At 46.5% G+C, this 16,791-nt stretch carries 13 protein-coding genes; 8 read left to right on the top strand and 5 right to left on the bottom strand.

What is annotated here, in order from left to right:
* Nucleotides 1–24 precede the first annotated feature (24 nt).
* From DB398_RS15110 to DB398_RS15100, 3 genes are read left to right on the top strand one after another with little or no spacing between them, the layout of a single operon-like run.
* A complete protein-coding gene (locus tag DB398_RS15110) occupies nucleotides 25–1,395 on the top strand; it encodes a 3-keto-disaccharide hydrolase (RefSeq protein WP_108425291.1) in 1,371 nt (456 codons plus the stop codon).
* 1 nt (nucleotide 1,396) lies between these two features.
* Nucleotides 1,397–2,725, top strand: coding sequence for a Gfo/Idh/MocA family oxidoreductase (locus tag DB398_RS15105; protein ID WP_108425290.1), 1,329 nt, complete (start codon nucleotides 1,397–1,399; stop codon nucleotides 2,723–2,725).
* A 6-nt stretch (nucleotides 2,726–2,731) separates the two neighbouring features.
* Entirely contained in the window at nucleotides 2,732–3,928 is a 1,197-nt protein-coding gene (locus DB398_RS15100) for a Gfo/Idh/MocA family protein (RefSeq protein ID WP_108425289.1), read from the top strand.
* A 62-nt stretch (nucleotides 3,929–3,990) separates the two neighbouring features.
* On the opposite strand, the gene DB398_RS15095 is transcribed toward DB398_RS15100, so the two are convergent.
* Nucleotides 3,991–5,022 carry a LacI family DNA-binding transcriptional regulator gene (locus DB398_RS15095; RefSeq protein WP_108425288.1) on the bottom strand — a complete coding sequence of 344 codons (1,032 nt, stop codon included), beginning with the start codon at nucleotides 5,020–5,022 and terminating at the stop codon, nucleotides 3,991–3,993.
* 144 nt (nucleotides 5,023–5,166) lie between these two features.
* On the opposite strand from DB398_RS15095, the gene DB398_RS15090 reads away from it, so the two are divergent.
* Genes DB398_RS15090 through nagB form a run of 5 tightly spaced genes read left to right on the top strand, consistent with a single transcriptional unit; the run spans nucleotide 5,167 to nucleotide 11,880 of the window.
* On the top strand, nucleotides 5,167–6,288 hold the full coding sequence (locus tag DB398_RS15090; RefSeq protein ID WP_234416341.1) for a GHMP family kinase ATP-binding protein: 1,122 nt from the start codon (nucleotides 5,167–5,169) through the stop codon (nucleotides 6,286–6,288).
* Between the two features lie 2 nt (nucleotides 6,289–6,290).
* Nucleotides 6,291–7,190, top strand: coding sequence for a sugar phosphate nucleotidyltransferase (locus tag DB398_RS15085; RefSeq protein ID WP_108425287.1), 900 nt, complete (start codon nucleotides 6,291–6,293; stop codon nucleotides 7,188–7,190).
* Nucleotides 7,183–8,109 carry an SDR family NAD(P)-dependent oxidoreductase gene (locus DB398_RS15080; RefSeq protein WP_108425286.1) on the top strand — a complete coding sequence of 309 codons (927 nt, stop codon included), beginning with the start codon at nucleotides 7,183–7,185 and terminating at the stop codon, nucleotides 8,107–8,109. The genes DB398_RS15085 and DB398_RS15080 overlap by 8 nt, the downstream gene beginning before the upstream one ends.
* A 6-nt stretch (nucleotides 8,110–8,115) precedes the next feature.
* Complete coding sequence (locus DB398_RS15075; protein ID WP_108425285.1) at nucleotides 8,116–9,927, top strand: sodium:solute symporter family protein; 1,812 nt, start codon at nucleotides 8,116–8,118, stop codon at nucleotides 9,925–9,927.
* A gap of 30 nt (nucleotides 9,928–9,957) precedes the next feature.
* A complete protein-coding gene (gene nagB / locus DB398_RS15070) occupies nucleotides 9,958–11,880 on the top strand; it encodes a glucosamine-6-phosphate deaminase (protein ID WP_108425284.1) in 1,923 nt (640 codons plus the stop codon).
* A gap of 55 nt (nucleotides 11,881–11,935) precedes the next feature.
* Here nagB and DB398_RS15065 read toward each other — a convergent pair whose 3' ends face one another.
* The 4 genes from DB398_RS15065 to DB398_RS15050 form a co-directional block, all read right to left on the bottom strand.
* A complete protein-coding gene (locus DB398_RS15065) occupies nucleotides 11,936–13,042 on the bottom strand; it encodes an acyltransferase family protein (RefSeq protein WP_108425283.1) in 1,107 nt (368 codons plus the stop codon).
* Nucleotides 13,043–13,141: 99 nt separating this feature from the next.
* Nucleotides 13,142–14,005, bottom strand: coding sequence for a PKD domain-containing protein (locus DB398_RS15060; RefSeq protein WP_108425282.1), 864 nt, complete (start codon nucleotides 14,003–14,005; stop codon nucleotides 13,142–13,144).
* 22 nt (nucleotides 14,006–14,027) lie between these two features.
* Nucleotides 14,028–15,389, bottom strand: coding sequence for a DUF4832 domain-containing protein (locus tag DB398_RS15055; RefSeq protein WP_159076461.1), 1,362 nt, complete (start codon nucleotides 15,387–15,389; stop codon nucleotides 14,028–14,030).
* A 14-nt stretch (nucleotides 15,390–15,403) separates the two neighbouring features.
* A complete protein-coding gene (locus tag DB398_RS15050; protein WP_108425359.1) occupies nucleotides 15,404–16,756 on the bottom strand; it encodes a Gfo/Idh/MocA family protein in 1,353 nt (450 codons plus the stop codon).
* Nucleotides 16,757–16,791: the final 35 nt, after the last annotated feature.

Below are 16,791 nucleotides of genomic sequence, written 5' to 3'. Positions count from 1 at the left end.
ATTTTTTTTAAAATGGCACATAGAATGAACAAAGTAATGTATTTGGCACTGGGCCTTCTTTTGGTAGGGGCCTGTGAAGAATCCCCAAAGGATGATACCCCGTGGGTGGACCTTTTTGATGGAGCGGCGCTGGAGGGCTGGACCCAAAAAGGCGGCACCGCCCATTATGAGGTAAAAGAAGCAGCGGTCGTTGGAACTACGGTCCATGACACGCCCAATTCCTTTTTGACCACGGACAAGATGTACGATGACTTCATTTTGGAATTGGACTATAAAGTGGATTCCACCATGAATTCGGGAATCCAGATCAGGAGCAACAGTTTTCCCCATTACCAAAATGGTAGGGTGCATGGCTATCAAATTGAGATAGATCCTTCGGATAGAGCTTGGAGCGCAGGCATTTACGATGAGGGCCGAAGGGGTTGGCTCGTCACTTTGGACAACAATCCAGAGGCACAGAAAGCTTTCAAGCAAAACGATTGGAACCATTACCGTATCGAAGCCATAGGGGATACCCTTAAAACTTGGATCAATGGGGTGCCCGCAGCCCATTTGATAGACGATAAGACCCCAAGTGGATTTATCGCCCTTCAAGTGCACAGCATTGGTAAAGATCAGAAAGAAGGTACCGAGATTGCTTGGCGAAACATCAAGATCTTGACCGATAGCCTTTCCAAGTACACTAAGGAAATGCCTTTGGCTCCCGTTGTGACCAAAAACCAGCTCACCATTGATGAGGCAAAGAATGGTTGGAAACTCCTTTGGGACGGTAAGACCTCAAAAGGTTGGAGAGGTGCCCGTTTGGACAGTTTTCCGGATAAAGGTTGGGAAATGGAGAATGGCGTGTTGACCGTTCTGTCTTCGGGTGGAGAGGAATCGGCAGCAGGAGGGGACATTGTCACCATCGATCTTTATGCCGATTTTGAACTTATGGTCGATTTCAAACTGACCGAAGGTGCCAACAGCGGTATCAAATATTATGTGAACACCGATCTGAACAAAGGCCCCGGATCGTCCATTGGCCTGGAATACCAGATTTTGGATGACGAAAGACACCCCGATGCCAAACTTGGCAACCATGAAGGAAGCCGTACGTTGTCCTCTTTGTATGATCTGATCAAGGCAGACCCCAACAAACCTGCAAACCCCATTGGGGAATGGAACACGGCCCATATCGTTTCCAAGGACAACCATGTGGAGCATTGGCTCAACGGAATGAAAGTCCTGGAATACGAACGGGGAAGTGATGATTTCAAAAAATTGGTCTCCGAAAGCAAGTATGTGGTATGGCCCAATTTTGGCGAAGCTCCCCAAGGCCCAATTTTATTACAAGATCATGGGGACAGGGTAAGTTTCAAGAACATCAAAATTAAATCCATCAACAACGAACAGTAATATGGGAACAAGACGCGATTTCATCAAAAAGACAACAACAGGGACCGCTGCCGTCACTTTGGGCGGATTGGCATTTCCTTCATGGGCCAATGCCCGAATTTTGGGTGCCAACGACCATATCAACTGTGCCGTGATCGGTGTTAGGAGCAGGGCCAAGGCCCATGTATTGGCCATCCATCAAGATCCCAATGCAAAGATCCTGTACAACTGCGATGTGGACGACAACATCATTGAAGCGCACAATGCGTGGTGCAAAGAGCATATAGGTTATGTGCCCAAAGTTGAAAAGGACTTCCGTAAGGTGTTGGAGGACAAGGATGTGGATGCGGTTTTTATTGCCACGCCCGAGCATTGGCATGCCCCCATGGCCATCTTGGCCCTTCAGGCAGGAAAACATGTGTATGTGGAAAAACCATGTAGTCACAATCCCCATGAAAATGAACTTCTTGTGGCTGCACAGAATAAATATGGCAAAAAGGTACAGATGGGCAACCAGCAACGGTCTGCCAAGACGTCCAAGATGGCTGTCGATGATATACGCAATGGAGTGATCGGAGAGGTGTTCAAGGGAGAGGCCTACTATTCGAACAGTAGGGAATCCATCGGTAAAGGAAAGGCGATAGCTGTGCCACAGACCCTGGATTGGGAACTTTGGCAAGGCCCTGCACCCCGCGAAGGTTACAGGGACAACATCCACCCTTATAACTGGCATTGGTTCAGAAATTGGGGCACTGGCGAAATCCACAACAACGGGACCCACGAGATCGATATCTGTCGCTGGGCACTGGGGGTGAACCTGCCCGAAACGGTCACTTCGTTCGGCGGAAAATATACCTATGACGATGACTGGGAATTTGTGGACAACCAGCAGGTCACCTATACCTTTGCCGATGACAAATTCATCACCTGGACGTCCCATAGCCGGGGCATCATGAAACCCCAAAGACCAGGTAGGGGAGCTACCATTTATGGTAGTAAGGGAGTGATCGAGTTGGATCGTAATTTTTACAAACTATATGATCTGGCCGGTAATCTGATCAAAGAAGAAAAAGAGGGTTCTATCAGTGCCACGTTGAACACCCAGGGTATTGGAGGCTTGGACATTGATCATGTCGCCAATTTCTTCAATGCCATCCGAAAAGATATATCTTTGAATTCCGACATCAATGAAGCCAGTGTTTCTACCATGCTCTGTCATTTGGGAAATATGGCTCAGGATGCAGGACATACCCTCAACATAGACTCCAAAACAGGCAAGGTGCTGAACAGTGAGAAAGCCATGGAAAGTTGGAAAAGAGCGTATGAAAATGGATGGGAACCCACACTCTAAAACAGCATGAAGCGACGTGATTTTATTGTTAAAGGAAGTTTGGCCGGATCGGCCGCCCTGTACGCCCCTACCGTTTTGGGATATGGAGCCCCGAATGCCAACGAGACCATCAATGTAGGGGTCATCGGCACAGGGGACCGTGGCGGAGGAATGATTCCCTTTATCAACCAAATCCCGAACATGCGGGTAGTCGCCTGCAGTGATATTATTCCTTTCAGACTCAGTTCTGGATTGGCAAAGGTGGATGGAAAAGCAAAGGGCTATTCGGACTATCGGAAATTGTTGGACGACAAGGATGTGGATGCCGTTTTGGTGGCCACGCCGTTCAGTACGCATTCCCAGATTGTGGTCGATGCGCTAAAGGCTGGCAAACATGCGTATGGCGAAAAGACCATGGCCAAGGGCTATGGGGGCATTAAGGAATTGGTCCAAGCAGCGGATACCTCGGACAGGATATTTCAGACAGGTCACCAATACCATAGTTCCCGATTGTATACCCATATCGTGGATGAGATCAAAAAAGGGAAAATAGGAAAAATAACCGCCTTTGAATGCCAATGGAACCGAAATGGAAACTGGCGAAGGTCCGTTCCGGACCCCAAATGGGAGCGGATGATCAATTGGCGTATGTATAAAGAGTTTTCCGGTGGCCTTTTGGCCGAACTCTGTTCGCACCAGTTGGATTTTGCCAATTGGGTGTTGGGCTCCATGCCCGAAAAAGTGATGGGCATGGGCGGTATAGACTACTGGAAGGACGGTAGGGAAACCTATGACAACATCCACCTGATCTACAGTTATCCGCAAGGCGTGAGGGCCACATTTACTTGCTTGACCAGCAATGCCATGGGCGATTACAAAATAAAGGTGTTGGGCGACAAGGGCGCTTATGTACTGGACTATGTGAAGGCTTGGTTCTACCCCGAGGGCAGTTACCAAAAGGAAATGGGTGAGATCGATGGGGTTTCAGGGGCCACCTTGAACTGGGACGAGGGAAGGGGCATTCCTGTTCTGTTGGATCATGAAGACCCCAGCAAACAGGCATTGATCGATTTTAGGGACAATATCGTGGATAATACGCTACCTATCCCCAATGCCAAAACAGGAGCTATGGCTGCCCTTTGCGTACAGATGGGCCTCGATGCCATGTATAACAATACCATTGTAGCGGCAGACCAAAGCCTTTTCAAAGAAATCTTGGGTTGATCTTGATATAGCCCTTTTCTGATGCTGGACTTTAAAAGGTGAAAATTCGTGACCTATTTTGGTCAGAGATAACTTTTGACGTTTTCAGAATTGATGATCTCAATGGGAAGAAATTGCTTTTTGGGATACTCCTTTTTGAACAATAATTTCTCCACAAGACTCTTAAGGGACAAGGAAGCTTGCATTCGGGGTGCTTGATGGATCAGGAATTGGATTTTACCTTCGGTCAGGTATTTAATGTTCTCCTGAAGTAGGTCATAACCCACTACAATCCCATTTTTGTTCAATAGTTCAAGAGTACGGGCAACTTCATAGGTTTTTGAAGTGGTCACAAAGAAGACATTCACACCATGGCTCTCTATAAAATCCAATAGAGTGCTATGGATATTATCCGTATTGATGGTTTTGGTAAATATGTCATACTTGGTGGCATAGGTCTCGTAAAAAGATTTGAAACCTTCTTCTTTTTGCTGCATATGTATGGCATTGTTGAAAGCTTCATCAATATGGACGACACCTATTTTTGATGTCGAAGGATGTAGAAAATCACTTATGAGCTTGGCACCGACCCTCCCACTCAAGTAAAGGTCCTGCCCCACGTGTTGGTCAACATGGTTTCTGGGCAAACTGTTGAAAGTTGCGGATAGGATGTCCTTTTTGTTCAACTTCTGTAAGAGGACATCACTTTCCCGCTCAAAAAGAGGAACAAACAATACGGCATCCGGAGATTTACCGATCAGTCTGGCACCAATTTGCGAGAATGATTCAGGCTCGGAAGGATCAAAATAGTGGACGGAAATATCAACATCGAAAGCTTCATACTCTGTTATTATTTCCATGATGCCCTGTTGGCAAGGAAGCCAATACGAATCCTTTTGCGGATCGGGGATGAGTATGGAAATGGTATACACCACATTGTTTTTTAGGGAGCGGGCCAAAGGGTTGGCTTTATAATCCAGTTCTTTGAGGGCATCATTGACTTTTTGAAGGGCTTTTTCCGAAACTTTACCCCTATTGTGTATCACCCTGTCCACAGTGCCTATGGAAACATTGGCCACTTTGGCGATGTCCTTAATTGTGATTTTTCTCTTCATTTCCAACAAATATATCTAAAATGAAAAACTAAATCATGTGAACGATAACACTAAATTAGTGTGTACGTACACATTTTTTTATATATTGCACCAAAATCAAGGCTGAACCTTAGCTTTAATAAGTTGATTGTAAAATATAAGTAAGTGATAAACAATTTGTTATATACTGATTTGGACCTGCATGATATCATTGTCCAGTCCCCAGGTCGGACCTGTTTGTTCGGAGACCACCAAGATTACTTGGGACTGCCCGTTATCGCCTGTGCAATTGACAGGCATATTAGCCTATGGGCCAAGAAAAATACAAGGAATGTACTTTTTATTGATAAACCGGATATTGGCGAACAGAGGACCATAGATTTGCGGTCAGTTGGCAGACCTGCCGAAAAGGGTGACTATTTTATGGCCGCACTCCGGGTTTTGGAAACACATGGCTGTGTGCCCGATCAAGGTTATGACATTACCCTTTCGGGAAATATAGCCATCAACGCGGGTACCTCAAGTTCAAGTGCCGTTATTATGTCCTGGATACAGTTCTTGGTCACAGCATTTGGGTGTGATGAGCCCATTACCAATGAGTTCATTTCAAGGATAGCATATGAAGCGGAAGTCAAATATCATGGATTTCCCGGCGGTAAAATGGATCAGTACAGTATTGGCCTTGGAAACATTATTTACCTCGAAACAGGTGAAGATCTTTCCTATGAGGTATTTCACAAGAAACTACCCGGACTTATTGTGGCCGAATCGGGAATCCCCAAAGAAACTACCGGTGTATTGGGAGAGCTTCGGCAGAAGGCCCAATTGGCCATCAACAAGGTAGGGGAAAGCATACCGGGGTTTGATATAAAACAAGCTTCAAGGGAAACTTTTTCAACCTATATGGAACTTGTCCCCGAGGACCTAAAAATCTATTTCGAGGCAGCTGTTTTGAACCATGATGTGACACAGCGTGCGTTGCTGGAATTCCGAAAACCTACATTGGATTTTGAAAAGATCGGAAGTTTGATGAACGAACACCACATGGTACTCAGGGATTACCTGCATATCACCCTTCCGCTCATTGATGAGATGGTGGAAGGAGCCTTGGATGCGGGAGCTCTTGGCGCCAAGATCGTTGGTTCGGGCAGGGGAGGAAGTATTGTGGTCTTGGCCCGGGAGGAAGAACAGGAAAAGGTGATAGCCGCTTTGAAAAAGGCAGGTGCCAAAGATGCCTATGCCGTGAATGTGGACCCTGGAGCTAGTATAATCAAATCAAAAAAATAAAAATGGACCCAATTTCAAGTTTAGTGATTCTGGCCGGTGGCGCATCCTCAAGGATGAAAAAGGAAGCTGCCCAACAAGAAGGGTTGAGCGCAGAGGATATCAAACAGGCAAACGAGCGTAGCAAAGGATTGATAGGGGTAGGGCAGCAAGGCCGTCCCTTACTGGATTATGTGCTCTATAATGCGAAAAAGGCGGGCTACACCAAAATTTATATCGTCATTGGAGAAAATGGACAACTTTTTAGGGAATTCTATGGTTCCGGTAAAAGCGGGGGAATGTTCCACGGAATGGAAATTTACTTTGCTACCCAATATGTCCCAAAGGACAGGGTAAAGCCATTTGGTACGGCAGATGCCCTCTATCAAACCACAGAACAGTTCCCGGAACTGAACACCAGAAGATATTCCGTTTGCAACAGCGATAACCTCTACTCGGTGGAAGCATTCAAGGCTTTGCGAAATACCGAAGAACCCAATGCCTTTATCGCATATGATCGGGATGCCATGGAATTTCCGGAAGAACGGATTTCCCGTTTTGCACTGGTAAAGCTCAATGAAAAGGGATATCTGATGGATATTATGGAAAAACCCGAAGCTGACCAAATAGATGCCTACAAGGATGCCATGGGTAAGTTACGGGTAAGTATGAACGCCTTTACTTTTGATGGGGTAAAAATGGCCCCATATTTGAAAAACTGTCCGGTCCATCCACAACGGAATGAAAAAGAACTGCCCACGGCCCTTCTGAACATGTTGGGAGAGTATCCGGAAACAGCCATAGGCATCCCAATGTCGGAACATGTTCCGGACCTTACGGCCAAAGAAGACATCATCGATGTGAAAAATTACCTCGAAAAACACTATCCCATCTTGGATTGGGAAGAAAGCCTGAAGCATGGATAAATACATCATTACCGGAGGGGCTGGTTTTATAGGGAGCCACATAGCAGAAGCTCTGTGCGCACAGGGACATAAGGTTGTGGTGGTAGATAGCCTGAGAACAGGTTTTCAAAAAAACATTGCACATTTGGATGTTGATTTTGTGGAAGAAGACATTCGTAACCAGCAGGCGATAACATCCTTGGCCAAGGAGGCCAAAGGAATCTTCCACCTTGCGGCATTGGTCAGTGTACCGGAGTCGTTACAGTTGATGGAGGAATGTCTGCAGATCAATGTGCAAGGAACTTTGAATGTGTTGGATGCTGCTAAAGAGACCCCAGGGTGCAAAGTGATCCTTTCCAGTTCGGCGGCCATTTATGGCAACAACCCTACATTGCCAAAGGTGGAGAACATGCTTCCAGAACCCATGACGCCCTATGCGGTGACCAAGTTGGATGGGGAGTTTTATCTACGGATGTATGCCGACCAATGGAATGTCCCCACGGCCTCTTTGCGTTATTTCAACGTTTTTGGCCCCAGACAAAACCCCAAGTCCACTTATGCCGCGGCTGTTCCCATCTTTATCCAGAAAGCACTTTTGAACGAACCCTTGACCATTTATGGTGATGGGGAACAGACTAGGGACTTTGTTTATGTCAAAGACGTGGTTTCTGCCAATCTGTTCGCATTGGAAAAGGGAGACCAAGTCTACAATGTTGCCTTGGGGCACAGTACAAGTATCTTGGAGTTGGCCACCAAAATTGTTTCGTTGACAGGCTCAAAATCGCAGATCATTTTTAAACCCGAAAGGGCAGGGGATGTTAAGCATTCACAATCGGATGTGACCAAATTCAGGTCTTTGGGATATGTTCCAAAGTATGATTTGGACAGTGCTTTGGCAGAGACCATTGCATATTATGAACAAGAGTATTTAAAAAAATAGGATTCTATGGTAGCATTGGACTTTTGGGATTACATCATCATTTTTAGTTTTTTCGCCATAACCTTGGGCATAGGTCTTTATGTGTCCAAGAGTTCCGGTAGGAGCAGCGCTGAATATTTTCTATCGGGACGGTCCATGCCCTGGTGGTTGTTGGGCATGTCCATGGTCGCCACCACCTTTTCCACCGATACGCCAAATCTGGTAACAGATATCGTAAGGACCAATGGCGTATCCGGGAACTGGGTCTGGTGGGCATTTCTTTTGACGGGACTTTTGACGGTTTTCATCTATGCCGGACTATGGAGAAGATCCAATGTAAATACTGACCTTGAGTTTTATGAACTGAGGTATGGAGGGAAACCTGCTCGATTTTTGAGGGGCTTCAGGGCCATTTATCTTGGGGTCATCTTCAATGTCATCACCATGTCGGCCGTTACCTTGGCAGCCATTAAGATAGGAGGTATCATGTTAGGTCTGGAACCATGGCAAACAGTGGTCTCAGCAGGACTGATCACCGTGACCTTCAGTGCTGTGGGAGGGTTCAAGGGAGTGGTCTATACCGATTTTGTACTGTTCTTTGTGGCCATGGCCGGGGCGGTCGGGGCCGCATATTATCTCGTGAACCTTCCCGAAGTGGGAGGGTTGGATGCCCTGTTTTCACACGAAGAAGTCAAGGATAAGCTGGAAATAGTGCCGGATGTCAACGATATGGGATCATTGATCCCACTTCTGATCATCCCATTGGCCGTGCAGTGGTGGAGTTCATGGTATCCTGGGGCCGAGCCCGGAGGTGGGGGATATATCGCCCAGCGTATGCTTTCGGCAAAGAATGAGAAACATGCCATTGGGGCCACCTTCTTTTTCAATATCATGCACTATGCCGTTCGTCCTTGGCCCTGGATTTTAGTGGCCTTGGCCTCATTGGTGGTCTTTCCCGACCTAGAAAGCCTGCAAAGGGCATTTCCTATAGTTTCCGATGATAAACTGGGCCACGACTTGGCTTATTCGGCCATGCTTACCAAACTTCCGACAGGACTGTTGGGGCTTGTTCTGGCATCCTTGGTGGCCGCTTACATGTCCACAATATCCACCCAACTCAATTGGGGTTCCTCATACATTGTATATGATTTTTACAAACAACGTATCAATCCTGAGGCGTCAGAAAAGCAATTGGTGCGCGTAGGGCGATTGGCCACGGTAGGACTGATGGTGCTGAGCGCACTCTTGGCCCTTTTGTTGCAAAATGCACTTCAACTTTTTGAGATACTGCTCGTGTTTGGTGCGGGTACAGGGCTGATCTTTATCCTCAGATGGTTTTGGTGGCGCATCAATGCATGGAGTGAGATTACGGCCATGTTCGTCTCAGGGGCACTTTCCTTGATCTTGAAACTTACTCCTATCGGCACATATCTCTTCGCAAAGGATACCGGTATCATGCCGGATTGGTCCGAATATATTGTTGTGGTTTTGGTGACCACTTTGGCTTGGCTGGTGGCTACCTACATCACACCACCGGAGAATAACAGGGTATTGTATCATTTTTATGAAAAGATACGGCCTGGTGGACCTGGATGGAAGAAGGTTGTGGAGGATGCCAATGTTGATGGCGTGGAACTGGAGACAGGCAAAAAATGGAGCGTTCCAAGTGGTATTCTGGCTATGCTGGTAGGATCTATCATGATTTACAGTAGTCTTTTTGCCGTTGGATATTGGATCTATGGCAGATGGTTCTGGGCCACACTCCTGACCCTTTTGGCCATGGCAACAGGAACAATACTGCTCCTATTGTGGAAAAGTATAAAGGAAAACTTGGAATAAATAAAGGACAGATTATAATAAGAACGCAAAATGGAAACACATACAAGATCAAAGGCGATAACGTATCAACCTGCGGGCCAGTTTGAAGAGACCCGTTTTGAAAAAATCCACAACGTCATATTTGAAGATTCCAGGCAAGGATCACAACTAGTGGCCCAAGAGATAGCGGATCTGATTCGGCAAAGAGCAGCCAGTGGACAAAAGTGTGTATTGGGCCTTGCCACAGGTTCTTCACCCATCAAGGTTTATGAAGAATTGGTGCGCATGCACAGGGAAGAGGGACTTAGCTTTAAAAATGTGGTGACCTTCAATTTGGATGAGTACCATCCGATGGAAAGAAACAACATACAGAGTTATCATTACTTTATGTACCAACATTTGTTCGATCATGTGGATATCGACCCTTTAAATGTAAATGTACCTGACGGCATGGTGCCATTGGAAGAGGTGAAGGAATATTGCAAGGCTTATGAGGGAAAAATAGCGGAAGCAGGAGGACTGGATTTTCAACTTTTGGGAATTGGTAGGACGGGCCATATTGGTTTCAATGAGCCTGGATCTCACTTGAATTCTGCCACTCGGGACATCACCTTGGACCATATTACCCGAGTAGATGCCGCGCCGGCCTTCAAAGGGTTGGACAATGTGCCCAGAAAGGCCATCACCATGGGGATTGGCACAATACGAAAGGCCAAGCGCATTGTACTCTTGGCGTGGGGACAGAACAAGTCGGAAGTGGTCAGGGAGACCATAGAAGGGGAGGTAAGTTCCGAAGTACCTGCCACCTATCTGCAAGAGCATGGCAATACCACTTTTGTGCTCGACAAAGAAGCCGCTGCACAACTTACCCGGATAGATACGCCATGGTTGGTGCGTACTTGCGACTGGAACGAGGACCTTACCCACAAAGCAGTCGTATGGCTCAGTACCAAGAAGGATAAACCGGTACTCCAGCTAACTGACAAGGATTACAACGAATCGGGTATGTCCGATTTGCTCAGTTCCGAACAGTCTTCATATGACATCAATATAAAGACGTTCAATAGGCTGCAACATACCATTACCGGATGGCCGGGGGGCAAACCCAATGCGGACGATACCCATCGACCTGAACGGGCTGAACCAGCCAGGAAGCGGGTGATCATATTCAGTCCACACCCAGATGACGATGTGATATCCATGGGAGGTACTTTTGATCGTTTGGTGGCTCAGGGACACGAGGTCCATATTGCCTACCAGACTTCGGGTAACATTGCTGTGGCGGACCACGAGGCCATCAAGGTTGCGGAAGTGGCGAACAGCATGGATCAAGATGGTCTTTTTTCCCAGATGATCAGGGATATCCAAGAGAAGACAAGTGAGGATTATGATTCAGAACTGGTCAGAAAGGTAAAAGGGAATATCAGAAGGGCGGAAAGTCTTGGGGCCACACGTTTTCTTGGCATTCCGGATAGTCAGGTCCACTTTTTGGACTTGCCTTTCTATGAGACGGGCACCATCAAGAAAAATCCATTGGGAGAGGCGGATGTTGAGATCATGAACAATATCATAGAGGAAATAAAACCCCACCAGATCTATGCTGCGGGTGATTTGGCAGATCCTCACGGTACCCATCGTGTCTGTCTGGAAGCTCTTTTTGAGTCCCTGAAGGATTTGAGGGAGAAGCCGTTTATGACCGATTGTTGGGTGTGGTTGTACAGGGGTGCATGGCATGAGTGGGATATCCACGAAATAGAAATGGCGGTACCCATGAGTCCAGAGCAAGTGCTTCGCAAGCGTAAGGCCATATTTTACCACCAGACCCAAAAAGATGGGGTCATGTTCCAAGGAGAGGACTTAAGGGAATTCTGGGTCCGTGCCGAGGATCGAAACAAGGACACAGCCAAAAAGTACCAGCAACTTGGCTTGGCAAGTTATGCCGCCATGGAAGCGTTTGTGAGGTATCATTTTTAGATCATTGTCCAAACGGACATTCGGGAATTCCGGCCCTATGAAAGAAACAAGACCTTCATATTTTTATGAAGGTCTTGTTTTTGTACATATACCAGAGAAGCAGATAAAGCATTAGAAAACCGCCCAAGGAGGTCAATGCCTCATAAAGTGGGCCTGTATATTGTTCCAGACCAAAGAGCAACTGTTTTGCAATGGTAGGAAAATGGATCACATGCGAGAGTACATAGGCCGTGATAGCGTTCGTTCCAATTACTTTTAAAGGGAATGACCATTTGATGTACCCTTTGATGTCCACGATCCAATAGAAAAGCGCCAAGAGGATGAAGCAGATTCCCGAGGAGAGCAGTACGAAGGAACTGGTCCAGATTTTTTTGACAATAGGATGCCAAAGATCCAAAACTAGGGCCAATAAAATCCCGATGATCCCGATCAAGGTCAATATGTAAGTGGTCCTGTTGCTCTGGGGCCTTGATTTTAATAGCTCTCCGGCAAAAAGACCTGATAGGGTGGTTGCCGTGAATCCAAGACCTGTCAAAAGCCAAGTGTATTGGTAGCCATCATCAAAACGGCCAAATATGAGTTGGTCAATGTATAGGGCAATATTTTTGTTGGGCATCAACTCACTGCTACCGATGCCTGGAACATGGGCAAATTCCAATACTAAGGTGTAGATGACAAGACATAGTGAGAACAGCACATATCTGGCTTTTTTTCCAAGGTGGATGTAGGCCATACAGGAGAAAAGATACCCTACGGCAATGGCCTGTAGCGTATTGCTGAAAACCTTGAATTGGTCAATGTCAAAATGCAATAGGTTGCCCTGAACGATCCAGCCAAGAATGAATAGAATGATAAATCTCCTGATGATGTGGGGATAAAGGCTTGCCTTGGTATTGGCTTCCCGTATTCTTTTGTCCATGGAAAAAGGGATGACGGCACCTACCACAAAAAGGAAAAGGGGCATTATGATATCGTAGAAATGAAAACCGAACCAGTCGGGATGGGAAAACTGTTCGGCCAATAACTGTGTGGCTCCTGACTGGACTCCCTCGTTCAAATTGTAAAAAAAATGGTCCGCAAAGATGATCATCAGCATGTCAAAGCCTCTGAGTATGTCTATGGATAATAATCTCTTGGGGGCAATATCTCCTGTTTTCGTCATTTTGTTATTTGGTTTGGTTGTCGTGTACACATAAAAGTAATGCCCTAGTGTTCAAATTCACTAGGGCATTTATCAAAAACTAACTCAAAATAAAAAGTCTTATGGTTCGATGGTGACAAAAGATCCGCCTTCAGGGAAATTGGCGACCAAGGCCCAACCACCTGTCAGTTCCGTAATGGCAAACCCAAAGGAATCCCCTAGGGACCCAAATTGTGTTTTGGGGATGCTGAACTCTATGGCATTGGTCTCGTCATCAACAGCGATGATCCCAGATGCCTTCAAATTGGCGGCAGATCCGGCCAATGCGTTCCATGCCCAGCCACCAGCTGGATCTGCATGCTGGTAGAAAGATCCCCAACCATTGCTGACCAATGGGCCTTCAAAAAGGAATTCTGCCCCAGAGCTATCGGGCCAAGTGGAATGTAGGAATCCTGTTGAGGGATCACCGTCACTATTGAAGAACATGTCCACAAGTTCCATACGCATGTTGGTATTGCCTTCAAAATAGATGTTTACATTTTCGCCCCCGGTCCAGATTTTCATTTTTTGGATTGACCCGGCACCAGAGGTGTTTTCCGCAACGACTTCCACATCTTCCCAATCGTCAAATTCACCATCAATATCGATGTTGATAATGATGATCTCGGGCGCAGATATGGTCTTGGCGACAAAATCGCTTGCGCCAGATTCATTGGTAACGGTCAGGGAAACGGTGATTTCCCCTCCAATGGCATAGGTGTAAACAGGGTCCTTTTCATAGGAATAGAATTTCAGGTCCCCAAAGTCCCACTGGTAGTTGGTCGCATTCTCTGAAAGATTGGTAAAGGTGAACGTACTGCCGTCATTGCTAAATGAAAAGTCGGCTGTGGGCCCGTTGCCGCTATCGGAGCTGCTGTCGTCATTTGAACAGCCCAATGCTAAGGCAAGCATCAGAAAAGCTCCCAAAAACTTAAATTTCTTCATAATATTCTTTTTTAGTTGTCGGTTATTTAATGGTAACTGTATGGTTCAGTTTGTTGTATCCTGTTTCCGTTTCCCAAACACTGTTGTTGGCAAGGCGGATATTGTACTCCGGCCTTCCTTGAAGTGTTTCATGGGAATCCGCAATCTCCAAAAGCAGGTCGTAGTCCCCCGCGGGAACATCTGAAACGTCTATGGTCTCCAAAAGTTCAAAAGTTGTATTGGGCACTATCTTTCGGATATCGAGACCCAAGGCTTTTTTAATGATGGAGCCATCGGTTTTTGATTGGAACACCAAGGAGGCATTCTTTTCGCTGTAGACAGGAGCAAAGCCCAAGTTGTCCATAGTGAGGTTCAAATCAAAAGACCCCGAGACCTCTTCTTTGAGCTTGGCCTGCTTAAGGGCCAATCGATACCCCAATCTTCGCTGAAAATCCTCAAAGCAATTGGCGTTCCTCCATCCATCGAGAACAGGGCCGTAGTAATCCAGGTTCAGGTAGGTCCATTTCAGCAGTTCCATCTCGGTCTCGGCAGTTTGACAATCGGCCATGGGGATATCCACAGGAGGACAGGTTTCCCCGCCTGTAGGCACATAAAGGGCCTCTTTGCTGATGTATTCCTTTTCAGCTTCAATGTCCTGATAAGTGCCATAATCTGTGGTACTGGCCAAGAAACAGTCATTGTGGAAACCTACTCTGGCTCTTGCTGTGGTGCCATACCCTATATCCGACCCTATTGCGGTATTATAGCCGAATATTTCCTGCTTGTACAATGGGGTTCTGACCTGGATCTTGATGCTTTCGGGAAAAACTTCCAACATCTTTTCTACCAAGGCTTTTCTGTTTTCGGTGGTGGCAAGTCCGTTGGATGAATAGTACCATTCTCCCCAAGCACCGATAAAACCAGCCTGTACAAAGGCAATTACATCGGCATTGTCCGAGAAAATTGGCCCCAATTGTTCCAAGTGACCTTCCATGATATCCAAGGGGGCATCCGTGCCGTTTTGGTCGTTGGTGTATGCAAATCGAATTACACATTTCACCCCGGCATCCCTAAAGTGGCCCATGTCGTTACGGATAAGGTCCAATTGGGCAGCACTGAGCGGTCCGTCCTTGAACTGTTCCAGATAGTACAGCCTCAAAATAAGGCTTACGTTTTGGCTCTTCAGATTTTGAAGGGCATTGCTGTCCACTTCATTTCCTTCGGAGAAAACGGTCCAAGTGTGCATAAATCCCCGCTCTGGGTTTGTAATGACCTGCTGGGAAATTTGATAGTCAATTTGCTTCACACCGGTTTCAACGGGTGGATCTTCGGGGGCATCACCACCACTTTGGCAGTTCCAATTCAGTGAAAGGAAAAGCAATCCGATAACTATACTTTTGATCATGTGTGCTGTTTTCATTAAAAATCGTCTTTCATCCATTCGTACGGGGTTCTTTTGATCCAATTTCCACGAGTGAAATCGGGAAAATCCTGAGGCTCGCCATTGTTTTCTATGGAAATTTCGGACAATGGGGTAATGGCACTCCATGCTGCGGCATCGTATGCATCTATCGGCGGTGCGATGTTCTTTTTGGCAGACTCCACAAAGGCATTGATGACAAAAAAGTCCATGCCGCCATGCCCTGAACCTTCGGCAAATTCCCCGTATTTTTTCCATAAGGGGTGGTCATATTTTTCCAACCAAGCATCGGCCTTGTCCCATGTATGGGGTTCCGATTGGCCCTCAACGTAGATACGGTTGCCATCAACTTCCCAAAGGCCATGGGCACCTTGTACCCTAAAACCAAGGGAATAGGGGCGGGGCAGGTTACAATCGTGTGTTACGATGATGGTTTCGCCGTTTGCGGTCTCTATGGTCGATGTGATCACATCTCCTTGCTTAAATTTCAGTTTGGCATTGGGATGGTCTTCACCACCATGCTTTATGATATAATTGTGAAGTCCGATGCCTTTGCTGGCGTTCGAGCTAATGGATAGAAACCGGTTTCCCCTATTGATATCGCACATGGCTGCTATTGGGCCGACCCCATGGGTGGGATACACGTCCGCATTTCTTTTTAGGGAATGGTTGGTGCGCCATTTGGCTTCGGATATTGCTTTTGCACCAAACTCAACGCCTCCGCCATACGGCTGTTTTCCATTATTGAACTTTACCTCCCTCAAGTCATGTTGATAGCCACATCTAAAATGCACCAATTCCCCAAAAACCTGTTGTTTTACCATGTGGAGCACAGCTAGTATATCCCTTCTGTAATTCACATTTTCGAGCAACATCAAATGGGTGCCGGTGCGCTCATGGGCCTCTACAAGGTCCCAACACTCCTCAAGGGTGTTTGCTGCCGATACTTCAAGTCCGGTATATTTGCCTGCACCCATGGCATCCTTGGCCATAAGGGTGTGCCATAGCCAGGGTGTGGAAATGACCACGGCATCCACTTTCTCCAGTTCAAGGAGGTTCCTGTAATCGTATTCGTCCTTACCAAAGACCTGTGGTTTGGCAAATCCCGCTTCCGCAATCATTTTCTTGGCCACATCTATCCGCAGTGGATCAACATCACAAATGGCCGTAATTTCGACGTCCTTTCTCAGTAATAGATTGCTCAAATGGTTTGTGCCACGGAGTCCTACGCCTATCATTCCTATCCTTAGCTTTTCATTGGAGCTCCAATGCCCATATGTGAAACTGGGGGCAATGGAGAGTCCTATCCCGGCCAAGGTCGATTTCTTTATAAATGTTCTTCTTGAATCCATGTTTGTTTTTTTAATTCCCATAATCAAAGGCCATA

The organism is Flagellimonas amoyensis, from assembly GCF_003058265.1.
Classification (GTDB): domain Bacteria; phylum Bacteroidota; class Bacteroidia; order Flavobacteriales; family Flavobacteriaceae; genus Flagellimonas; species Flagellimonas amoyensis.
This window is presented reverse-complemented; position numbering and strand designations above follow the sequence as displayed.

Excerpts from the sequence above, each read along its gene's own strand:
- DB398_RS15105 (WP_108425290.1), top strand. The coding sequence starts at position 1,397 with ATGGGAACAAGACGCGATTTCATCAAAAAGACAACAACAGGGACCGCT.
- nagB (WP_108425284.1), top strand. The coding sequence starts at position 9,958 with ATGGAAACACATACAAGATCAAAGGCGATAACGTATCAACCTGCGGGC.
- DB398_RS15055 (WP_159076461.1), bottom strand. The coding sequence starts at position 15,389 with ATGATCAAAAGTATAGTTATCGGATTGCTTTTCCTTTCACTGAATTGG.
- DB398_RS15085 (WP_108425287.1), top strand. The coding sequence starts at position 6,291 with ATGGACCCAATTTCAAGTTTAGTGATTCTGGCCGGTGGCGCATCCTCA.
- DB398_RS15065 (WP_108425283.1), bottom strand. The coding sequence starts at position 13,042 with ATGACGAAAACAGGAGATATTGCCCCCAAGAGATTATTATCCATAGAC.
- DB398_RS15095 (WP_108425288.1), bottom strand. The coding sequence starts at position 5,022 with ATGAAGAGAAAAATCACAATTAAGGACATCGCCAAAGTGGCCAATGTT.
- DB398_RS15075 (WP_108425285.1), top strand. The coding sequence starts at position 8,116 with ATGGTAGCATTGGACTTTTGGGATTACATCATCATTTTTAGTTTTTTC.
- DB398_RS15100 (WP_108425289.1), top strand. The coding sequence starts at position 2,732 with ATGAAGCGACGTGATTTTATTGTTAAAGGAAGTTTGGCCGGATCGGCC.
- DB398_RS15050 (WP_108425359.1), bottom strand. The coding sequence starts at position 16,756 with ATGGATTCAAGAAGAACATTTATAAAGAAATCGACCTTGGCCGGGATA.
- DB398_RS15080 (WP_108425286.1), top strand. The coding sequence starts at position 7,183 with ATGGATAAATACATCATTACCGGAGGGGCTGGTTTTATAGGGAGCCAC.
- DB398_RS15060 (WP_108425282.1), bottom strand. The coding sequence starts at position 14,005 with ATGAAGAAATTTAAGTTTTTGGGAGCTTTTCTGATGCTTGCCTTAGCA.
- DB398_RS15110 (WP_108425291.1), top strand. The coding sequence starts at position 25 with ATGAACAAAGTAATGTATTTGGCACTGGGCCTTCTTTTGGTAGGGGCC.